Annotated in this window: 12 protein-coding genes; 4 read left to right on the plus strand and 8 right to left on the minus strand. The window is 39.1% G+C overall.

Annotation, left to right across the window (positions count from 1 at the left end; translation table 11 throughout):
* Positions 1-153 precede the first annotated feature (153 nt).
* Complete coding sequence (locus tag E5A76_RS05930; RefSeq protein WP_161118383.1) at positions 154-1,416, minus strand: dicarboxylate/amino acid:cation symporter; 1,263 nt, start codon at positions 1,414-1,416, stop codon at positions 154-156.
* A gap of 413 nt (positions 1,417-1,829) precedes the next feature.
* Positions 1,830-2,663: a hypothetical protein gene (locus E5A76_RS05935; RefSeq protein ID WP_053988988.1), complete on the minus strand. Its 834-nt coding sequence runs from the start codon at positions 2,661-2,663 to the stop codon at positions 1,830-1,832.
* Between the two features lie 325 nt (positions 2,664-2,988).
* On the opposite strand from E5A76_RS05935, the gene E5A76_RS05940 reads away from it, so the two are divergent.
* Positions 2,989-3,282: a hypothetical protein gene (locus E5A76_RS05940; RefSeq protein ID WP_161118384.1), complete on the plus strand. Its 294-nt coding sequence runs from the start codon at positions 2,989-2,991 to the stop codon at positions 3,280-3,282.
* A gap of 3 nt (positions 3,283-3,285) precedes the next feature.
* On the opposite strand, the gene E5A76_RS05945 is transcribed toward E5A76_RS05940, so the two are convergent.
* Positions 3,286-3,471: a hypothetical protein gene (locus tag E5A76_RS05945; RefSeq protein WP_107165713.1), complete on the minus strand. Its 186-nt coding sequence runs from the start codon at positions 3,469-3,471 to the stop codon at positions 3,286-3,288.
* A 184-nt stretch (positions 3,472-3,655) separates the two neighbouring features.
* Between E5A76_RS05945 and hemB the strand changes: the two genes are divergently transcribed.
* Positions 3,656-4,648 (plus strand): porphobilinogen synthase, encoded by a 993-nt coding sequence (gene hemB, locus E5A76_RS05950; RefSeq protein ID WP_161118385.1) that lies wholly within the window; start codon positions 3,656-3,658, stop codon positions 4,646-4,648.
* A 146-nt stretch (positions 4,649-4,794) separates the two neighbouring features.
* Positions 4,795-5,151, plus strand: a complete 357-nt coding sequence (locus E5A76_RS05955; RefSeq protein ID WP_008989219.1) for a YibL family ribosome-associated protein — start codon at positions 4,795-4,797, stop codon at positions 5,149-5,151.
* A 75-nt stretch (positions 5,152-5,226) separates the two neighbouring features.
* On the opposite strand, the gene E5A76_RS05960 is transcribed toward E5A76_RS05955, so the two are convergent.
* The 5 genes from E5A76_RS05960 to E5A76_RS05980 form a co-directional block, all read right to left on the minus strand.
* Positions 5,227-5,892, minus strand: a complete 666-nt coding sequence (locus E5A76_RS05960; RefSeq protein ID WP_161118386.1) for a YdcF family protein — start codon at positions 5,890-5,892, stop codon at positions 5,227-5,229.
* 424 nt (positions 5,893-6,316) lie between these two features.
* Positions 6,317-6,856, minus strand: a complete 540-nt coding sequence (locus tag E5A76_RS05965) for a YaeQ family protein (RefSeq protein ID WP_053988982.1) — start codon at positions 6,854-6,856, stop codon at positions 6,317-6,319.
* 189 nt (positions 6,857-7,045) lie between these two features.
* On the minus strand, positions 7,046-7,360 hold the full coding sequence (locus tag E5A76_RS05970; RefSeq protein WP_161118387.1) for a GIY-YIG nuclease family protein: 315 nt from the start codon (positions 7,358-7,360) through the stop codon (positions 7,046-7,048).
* Between the two features lie 126 nt (positions 7,361-7,486).
* On the minus strand, positions 7,487-8,146 hold the full coding sequence (locus E5A76_RS05975; protein ID WP_161118388.1) for a YceH family protein: 660 nt from the start codon (positions 8,144-8,146) through the stop codon (positions 7,487-7,489).
* 177 nt (positions 8,147-8,323) lie between these two features.
* On the minus strand, positions 8,324-9,298 hold the full coding sequence (locus E5A76_RS05980; protein WP_161118389.1) for a GGDEF domain-containing response regulator: 975 nt from the start codon (positions 9,296-9,298) through the stop codon (positions 8,324-8,326).
* A gap of 236 nt (positions 9,299-9,534) precedes the next feature.
* Here E5A76_RS05980 and E5A76_RS05985 point away from each other — a divergent pair, with 236 nt between their 5' ends.
* Positions 9,535-9,987: a DUF3069 domain-containing protein gene (locus E5A76_RS05985; protein ID WP_053988978.1), complete on the plus strand. Its 453-nt coding sequence runs from the start codon at positions 9,535-9,537 to the stop codon at positions 9,985-9,987.
* Positions 9,988-10,007 lie beyond the last annotated feature (20 nt).

Raw genomic sequence — 10,007 nt, forward strand, 5'->3', positions numbered from 1 at the left:
ATTTATATAACTATGAACATTGAAGTAATTCAATATTTCTCACATTCAGAATAAAACGTAATAGAATAGAGGTAAAAAAAAAGTAAAATGTTAGGAAATTAAAGAACTAAAAAAGCGGAGCCTGAGCTCCGCTTCGTAATTAATAAGTGTGGTTTAAGCTGGATTTACTTCTGCATTGACTGGCTCTTCAATAGCACCTTCGGTTTTAGCAACAATTGTGTTTACTGCTGTATCACCTACCACGTTCGAAGAAGTACAGAACATATCGTTAATACGATCGACTGCCGCAACAATGGCTAAGCCTTCTGGTGGTAATCCTAATTGGTTCAGCAATACGCCTACCATCACGATACCACCGCCCGGTACACCACCAGCACCTACAGACAATAGCAAGATGGTTAACCCTAATGTCACGATATCTGACGAGTTAATTGGCTGACCAAATGCGTTCGCAACAAAGATGGTTGCTAATGCAATGTAAATAGAAACACCTGACATGTTCATGGTTGCACCTAGAGGTACACCAAAGCCTGCGACTGATTTTGATACGTTTAATTTTTCCGTAAGCGTACGCATAGTTACAGGGATAGTTGCGTTTGAACTTGCTGTTGATAGAGAGAATAAGATCTGCTCACGAGTCGCACGTAAGAAGGTTTTCGGAGATGTGCCTGTCGCAATACTCACTGCCATTGGGTAGAAGATGAAGATCCAAAACACCAGCATACTAACAACTAACGCGACGTAACCAGCAACAGATAACAGCGTATTTGAATCCAATGTAGCCCCTAATTGGATCATTAGAGCAAAGACACCGTATGGAGCAAGGCTCATCACTAAGCCAACCAGCTTCATCATGATCTCATTGGCGACCTTAAAGGTACGAATAGCAGGACCACCACGAGAATCAAGCGCTTGAATGGCAAGACCAGTTAAAATCGCCATAAAGATGATTTGTAACATGTCACCATTAGCAAAAGCTTGTACTGGGTTGCTTGGTACAATGTTCACCACTAAATCAAAGATATTAGGCGTTTCTGTTGTTGTCAGTTTGACGGTTTCAGATACGCTACCTGCTAAGTTAGCCCCTTTACCCGGCTGAAAAATCATACCTACCGCTAACGCAGCACTGATCGCGATGATGGTATTGATAATGTAGAGCGCAAAAGTTTTCCCACCAAGACGACCAAACGCTTTGACATCTTTTAATTCCACGATACCGCAAACAATAGATACAAAGACAAGAGGTACAACGAGCAGTTTGATCAGTGATACAAACATACCACCCGCCCCTTCTGCTGCACCTAATAGATAAGTATCAAAGAGTGCTATATCGTTAAAAACATATTGGATTGCTGTTCCGATTATTAGACCTGCAAAAAGACCGACAAAGATCTTGGTTGAGAGCGATTTATCCATTGCTCATCTCCGATTGTTATGTTGTGTTTTTATAATTTAATAGTGACTAATAACACTATTTTGCTGTCGAGCCAGTGCATAGTACACAACAATGAAACAATTCAAAGCTTCATTTTACAAAAATGCAACATTGATCATTCAGAGTATTTCACCAAAAATATAGTCATTTTTCACATAACGTATTGAGTGATAATGGCTTAAACACCATTTTTGAGCGCAGGATAAAATTTTATTTTACAATCGGAAAATAAATAAAAATGACTACGTTTTATACAGAGACTACTATTGCTAGACGATAAAATAGATAGGTCAGTAGAGAGATTCGAAATGGTAGGATTTAACTTAGAAGTCTTGCTACGCGTTGGGAAAAGACGACACTACATTTCCCAACATAAAAAGCGAAGTTACCAACATTAGAACAGAGAGCTAATATGCTCTTGCTCACGCTTTAAGTGGATCAACATCGCTTCATTAGTGTAGTTAACAGGCGTTATTGCATTGTCACTAGTGAAAGTCGTTATATTGATATCACAGGTTTTATATTGTGTTTTTAACTCCGTCAATGACGAGCCAAATAACTCTTTGATTGTTAATGGTGCAGTATATGGTGAGGTGAGGTTTTCTTGATAAGTCACCACCGTTGTTGAGACTAAATCACTCATATTGTTATTGTCAGTACACGTAAGATAGCGAATATCACCAGCATTGCTTGGGTTACTTGGTATATTTTGCCAGCTAAACGTCAATGTATCCGTTTGCTGGTTAGCTTCAACCTCAAACAATGCGACTCCGCTAGGCAAATCATCAATATAAGCATGAGAAATGATGTCATCGTTACGATACCAGTAGATCTCGTAGGTTTTATCCATTGGTAAGTTATTAAAATCAAGGCGTTTTCCACCAACTGCAACGGTATCTGCTTGATATATTTTACCATCAGACACCACTTCAATTCTGTCCGGCTTAACAATAGATACGGCTTCTGGTGTGGAATTAACCATGACTGCAGCACCATACAGTTCATAAGGAGCCTCTGCACCTTCTACTGCATCTTTTACGCTTAACCAATAGTTAAAAGTCAGATCATTTAAGTTATAGGTACAAGACATTTCAGGCATATTGCCACAATGCGGAGAATCTGGAGATATCTCTTCATTATTTTTATCAACACTATTATCACCGCCTCCCCCTCCACCGCCGCAACCAGCTAATAAGGCAAGTGATAACAATCCAATGTGCTTTTTCATAACCATTCCTTTTTGTTTTATAAAATATACTTATTTATGTTTAAAGGTCTGGAAAGCAAAAAACAACTTCTACATTTTAGTTAGTGATAACACCCACAATAACATTTAAGTAACAAATGACTTTTCACTCAATAATTGATTTGCGCTATGTTTCACACACTATTGAACCTTCATTGATGCACTGTTTTAGTTCAATAGCTCACCGCTTATGAGCATTTTTTTGGAAACAATCTCACGCAGTACTATTAATCATATGATTTTGTTACTTATATTTTTGGTACGAGTTTTGAATATATTATGGTGCAACTCAAACCAAGGAGTGATTATGTATATTGAACATAAGCATTTTAAACTTCCTAACAACAGTTCTGAAGTGGATGTCTATATTAGCCCTACAGGCTCAATTCAATTTATGATCGAAGGGAAAAAGAAGGTATTAGAAGGCGATTTCCACAAACTGGCTTTTAAGAAAATCGAATCTGGTGTTGATCTGGTCTACAAAACCCGTTCAATGAAAAGTTCGTGGGACATTATTCTATCAAACAAGGACGCAGATCTGGTATCACGTATGATTGACGAAGCTGATGAAAACTTTGAAATTATTATGCGAGATCTGTAAGCATTACTCGACATCTAACCAGCGTTCTCGCTTTGCTTGTTGCGCAGCTGCTTTGGCTTCTTGCTTTGCTTGTTCTAAAGCAAGCTTTTCTTGCTGGCGGTAATATTTTCCAACCCCAAAACCACCAGCAAAACAAATGAGTATGCTAACTAAAATAAAGATCAATCTTCCCTGAGTAGTTTTATTCATCGTTCTTCTTACATCTCTGCAAATAAGCTCTTTAATAAATGATAGCTGTTTGTTATTCCCAACACGATTTCTCGTTAAAAACCACCTTTTGATGTAATAGGAATTTTTGTTTCATTAAAATTTGATATGAATGTTATTTTTTGTATGATGTATGCGTATTTATTATTAAAAATGACAATATCCAATGACTAACTCTACTTCTACCCCTCTTAAACGCATCCGCCGTATGCGTCGCAGCGCAAATATGCGTGATCTTGTTCGTGAAAATGAATTCAAACTTGCTGATTTAATCCACCCTATTTTCATCGAAGAAACCCTAACGGAAGAAGTGCCAATCAGCACCATGCCAGGCATTTCACGCATTCCTGAAACCATGTTAGCAGATGAAGTAAAAGCACTTTATCAGCTAGGTGTTCGCTATGTTATGCCGTTCGGTATTTCACACACTAAAGATGAAATCGGCAGCGATACATGGAATGACGATGGTTTATTGGCACGTATGGTGAAAACCATTAAAGCAGCATGTCCTGATATGATGGTTATTCCTGATATTTGTTTCTGTGAATATACAACACACGGTCACTGTGGCGTTTACCACGAAGAGCATGTACTAAACGATGAAACGCTTGAGCTATTAGTTAAGCAAAGTGTTACCGCTGCTCGTGCAGGTGCGGATATGTTAGCGCCATCTGCAATGATGGATGGTCAAGTGAAAGCTATTCGTGAAGGTTTGGATGCTGCTGGCTTTGAGCATGTGGCTATTCTGGCTCATGCGGTGAAGTTTGCTTCTTCTTTCTATGGTCCGTTCCGTACTGCGGTAGATTGTGAATTAACAGGCGATCGCAAAGAGTACCAAATGGATTGCGCCAATGGTCGTCAAGCACTACAAGAAGCACTACTGGATGAAGAAGAAGGCGCTGATATTCTGATGGTGAAACCGGGTACACCATACCTTGATGTGGTTGCAAATCTTCGCCGTGAAACCCACTTACCTTTAGCGGTTTACCAAGTGGGTGGTGAATACGCTGGAATTAAATTTGCTGCACTTGCTGGTGCTCTTGATGAAAAGCGTGTGGTATACGAAACATTGACTGGCTTTAAACGTGCTGGTGCAGATTTGATTGTAAGTTACTACACTAAGCAAGTTGCACAGTGGATGGCTGAAGAAAAAGCGTAACACTGTAAAACAGGCTAATAAAAAATACTTTCATGATATTGCTCACGATTTGGCAGATATAAGGTATAATATTGGACAACTCAATACCCTACTCGCCACAATGCTGCGATTTGGTGTATTGCGAGCGTAAACACGAAGGTAATGAAATGAATTTAAACCAAGAGCTTCAAAATCTTAATAACCGCATGGACAAGTGCCAGCGTAAACTTGCTGCTGCTATTCAACGTGATGACAAAGTGATCATGAAGCAGTTTAAAGATGAGCTTCAAAAACTGAAGAAGAAAGTTCAAAACGTTAAACACCGTCAATCAGCGGAAGTTAGCAGCAAAAGTAAAGATGTTAAGTCTCTTGCTTTCAACCGTGTACTGACGAAAGCTGAACAAGCTGACATGGGCAAACTGAAGAAATCAGTGAAAGGTCTTGTTGTTGTTCACCCTATGACGGCTGTTGGTCGTGGTATGGGCTTAAAAGAAGTAACAGGTTTTGCTCCTAAACCATTCTAATGGGTTGTTAGTTGCAAATGAAAAAGGCGAACTCTTTAGTTCGCCTTTTTACTTTTTAGCTGTTAGTCATCGTATCTATGAGGCTTTTTCTGACAGTTGAGGTGATAAATGCTGATCAAAACCATGATTGACTAAACACTCAAACGCATCCCACACATCTTCTGGAATTGGATGTTTAGTTGAAAAGCCAAGCTCAGGATAAAAACGGATACGTTGTAGATCTCCCACCATCACATTGATCAAATCACCAAAGCTAATTACATCATTTGCATAATCGTCAAAACCCAATTGTGGCGACGTAACAATGGCTGTCATGTTTGGCCATTGCTGCTCAAAAGTCGCTAATGTACGACGCTCCATAAAAGGCTTTTGTACCAAAATAAAGCGACTTGGATGTAATCCTTTTTGCTCCAACAAGCGACGAGTAAACACCACGTTCTCGCCAGTATTGGTCGACTCAGGCTCAATCAGGATATCTTGTTTCGGCACCCCCATATCTATCGCAATTTTGGCAAAGTGCTCGGCTTCTGATGTGTCATATAGCCCTTCGGTTAACTCACCAACACCACCAGAAAATACAATGTATGGGGCAAACCCTTGCTTGTAGAGTTCAACTGCACGCTCGGCAACACGATCATCGTTGCTCCCTAGTACGAAAATACAATCACTTTTCACCATAGTGTGATTCAATTGGTGATAGTCCCAAATTCGCTTTGCTAGATCATAAATTCGTTGTGGCATATATCGTCCTTATACGCAGCATTATGAATGAGTAATAACTGATGATTAGCTGATAAACAATCGCATTATGCGTCTTAGTTGTGATTGCATAATGACAAAGATAAGAATCTCAATTAAAGCTAAGAATGCTGTTTCAATATTGATAATTGTATCGTGAATAGCAATAACTTATCGATTCTAATCATCGCTGACATGCTGCTTCTGCATGGTCATTATATTCAAGCCTATATAACAAATACTGAATCATGTCATAAAATGGCAAAAAAAAAGACGGTGTAGATTAAATCTACCCCGCCCAGTTTGTTCAGTCTTAATGCTGTTACTTCAGTAATACAATCACTTATTGCCACTAACTCACTTCGGAGCTATATCGCAAATATGGGTAATATCACCAACATTAAGCGAAACATTTATCAATTAAAAATTAGCGCTTCCACCATTCAGGAATGATTGTTACGTTCGCATTCGACGCACTCAACCAAGCCTGTTCTCCTTCAATTGTTAGTTGAAGTTGCATACTACGCTCAACTAACTTCTCTAATTCTTGCAGTTCTTCATCACGAATGAAAACCACAGAAACATTATCTAATGCATTGATTTTATTTTTGTTTGCTTGCCACCAAATTGGGGCTGCATTGTCACCATAAGCGTAGATAATCACTTTATCTGCTTTGTGTGATGCTTTACGGATACGTTTTTCATCCGGTAAGCCAAGCTCAACCCATAATTCGATGTCATCAATGATACTTTTCGTCCAAAGATCAGGCTCTTCCGTCGTGCTTACACCTTTGGTGAATTGTAAGTTTGGATCGGCGTTTAAGCCCCAAGCTAATACACGTAGCATGAAACGTTGTAGGGTTTCAGATGGATGACAAGCAATGGTATGTTGCTGATCTAAATAAACATGGCGATCCATGTCGGCAACGTTCATGTTTACTTTGTAAATTGTGGCGTTAATGGCCATGTAATTAACCTTACTTATTTGCTGTTGCATGTTATACGCCCTCCGTTGAGGATACGTCTTACACTTTTGGTGCCAGATCTGAGGCATATAACTTGAAATTTTTCGCATATCTGCACTAGTTATTGAAAAACAGAGAATTACAGTGAGATATGAAAATGTGAATTTTAATTGAGATAATGCGCTTTACTATTACTCAGGATCTTGTGGAAATAGCTGATAAAGGCAAGTGTCTGTTGTTATCAATTGTTCTTTACGCTGCTTAGTCAGGGTTTTCTTTATCTTGTATTCAAATACCATCGCATCACGCTTATTACGCACTTGCTGTGACCAAGCGAGTGTTAAAGGTCCCTTACCCTTAAGGTACTTGGCCCCTTTCTTACTGTGTTGATGTTCATTAAAACGACGTTCAACATCCGTTGTGACACCACAATACAAACTATTTGATGATGTTCGGATCAAATAAACATACCAAGGTGTTATTACTTGTGTTTCTTCACTGCTCATCAAATACTCATCTCGTTTAAAACAAAAACAGGCTCAGCAATGCTGAACCTGTTCGTATCGAGTATTCTAATCGTGGATGGCTACGGGGTGCAATAAATCATTGCCTAAATCGCCGTAAAGCCAGATTTACTCAGTCAATGATGCTAATACCGCTTGTAACTCAGCCACTTGCTGTTTTAATTCTGCTACATCATTTTCAAGTTGAGCAATACGCTCGTTATTACCACCAGCAGATGTAACCGCTTGTGCTGCGCTCTCGTACGCGGATAGATCCACTTCACCACTAAACAAGTGCATATAACGACAATCGCGTTTACCGGGCTCACGTGGCAATTTCACCACGTAAGGACCTTTTTCTTCACTCGCAAGTTTAGTCAGTACTGCTTCTGCTTCACGTACATCTGTAAACTCACATAAGCGGTTTGTTCGAGTACGAATTTCACCTGCAGTTTGTGGACCGCGAAGCAGTAATACGATCAATGCACCTAATTCTTGTTTTGTGAACTGCAGGCTACCAAATTCTGTATTACAAAAGCGATGCTGAAACTTTGCTACTCGGCTACCAAAGCTACTTACATCCGCCATCATGCGCTTAGCTTTTAACTCTTCTACGGTATCAAGCACTGTGGCTTCATCAAGTGACATTACTGGTTCACGGCTACTTTTTTGGTTACATGCCGTTGTTAATGCATTTAATGTCAACGGGTATTGATCTGGAGTTGTGATTTCTTTTTCAAGCATACAGCCAATCACACGCGCTTGATTTTGTGTCAAATTAATTTCCATGACCGTCCTTCACCCTTTCTAACTCACCAAATAAAATAATAAGCAGTGTCATTACACTTGCTAGGAATGTTACTCATTATTGTTGTTAAGAACATAACACGTTCTGATAACACAGCAAGCACTTAAAATGCAGTTTGATGGCTTTTTAAACAACAACTTACCTACGTGTTATCAATATTAATTTTCACTTTGATCAACGGGTATACTCAAGTAATCTGCGGTAATATATTGATCTCTGCCATTTGCTTTCGCTTGGTATAACAGCTTATCCACTTCTTGATATAGATTTTCGATACTTTCTAATCCCGTAGGTATCCATGTTATTGCACCTTGGCTAACAGTGACACTTGATGATGTTTGAGAAAAGTTATGTTCGATGTTCAATGAAGCAATAGCTTGCTTTAAACGCTCACACTCTTTCTTTGCTTGCATGCTATTGCAACTGCTTAGCAAAATGACAAACTCTTCACCGCCATAACGAGCGCAAATCTCACCGGCTCGGCTGAAATTTTTCTTTAATGTCGCAGCTAATAGTTTTAGGCAGTTATCCCCTTCAATATGACCATAGTGATCGTTGAAAGGCTTAAAGTGATCAACATCAAGCATGATCATTGTCAGTGGTTGCCCGTTTCGACCATGTAATGCGACAAATTCTGTTAGCTTTTGATCCAAATAACGTCGATTAGCCAACGCTGTTAAACCATCTTCATTGACTTGCTGATACAAAAGTTCATTGGCTTTCTGTAGTTGCAACGACGTTTGTTGCAATTTCCTTCTCATTGCAGAAATACGTTGCATCGCCTTTAATTTCGCTGATAACACCATGCCATTTACAGGCTTTGTTAGATAATCGTCCCCACCTTTATCGATAGCTTCTACAATCAGCTCAGGCTCAGAATGACCACTTAAAAAGATAATAGGTACCCACTCGGTAAAACGCTCTCGAATACTTTGTGCAAGCTCTGTGCCTTGCATATCCGGCATACAGATATCTAACAAGACAAGATCAGGATCAAATGTCGCATAACAATTAAGGGCATCCTGGCCTGATGATACAGCTTTAACTACATGACCAAATTTTTTTAATCTTAGTTCTAGATGTAACCTTTCAGAAAGAACATCATCAACAAGTAGAATGTGCATCGGGTCCATTTAGATACCTTTTGGGTATTTATAAGTAAGGTTTATTAAGCATTTTACATGCCTAATAATATTTTTCCGTAAGTCTGGTCAATCATTTATATAAAAGCTAGCTTAATAAGCATGGTGCGACAATCATCACATTGATATGAAACGTCCATTTATAACTGTTTTCTACATGATATATTGACATTTGACGTTAGAAATATAGGATTCCTCTCCTTAAACTTATGCTGTAGGAAAAAGCCATGTCTGAGATGAACAATAAAGACGAGCAAATCGTTGAAGAAGTAACCTTTACACTAGAAGACTGTTCTCCAGAACTTCGCCAAGTTATTAAAGTTGAAAAAGTACCAGCTGAGCTTATCGATATGTTGGTAAACGTGTACAAGGTTTCTGAGCCAAGCACACGTGAAGCATGGAATTCACTACCAGCAAGTGCGCAAAACGTACTTGATAACTTTGAACAGTTTCATGCGTTAGTTGCACTAAGCCAAAGCTACTCAGGTGTAGATTTCCTAAGTGAAATGCAAGACACGACTTTCCCTGAAGATATGGATGCAGAAGCACAAGCAGAATACAAAGCAGCTGCATTAGACAAAGTTCTTCATAACTGTGTGAAAGATATGTGTAAGCAACTTAAAAAAGCACGTCAGAACCCACCAATGAAGCGTGAGTTCACATCTATCTTTCAAAAATAGTTGTTAAGATATTTATATAT

It is taken from the genome of Photobacterium lucens, assembly GCF_009873615.1.
Taxonomy (GTDB): domain Bacteria; phylum Pseudomonadota; class Gammaproteobacteria; order Enterobacterales; family Vibrionaceae; genus Photobacterium; species Photobacterium lucens.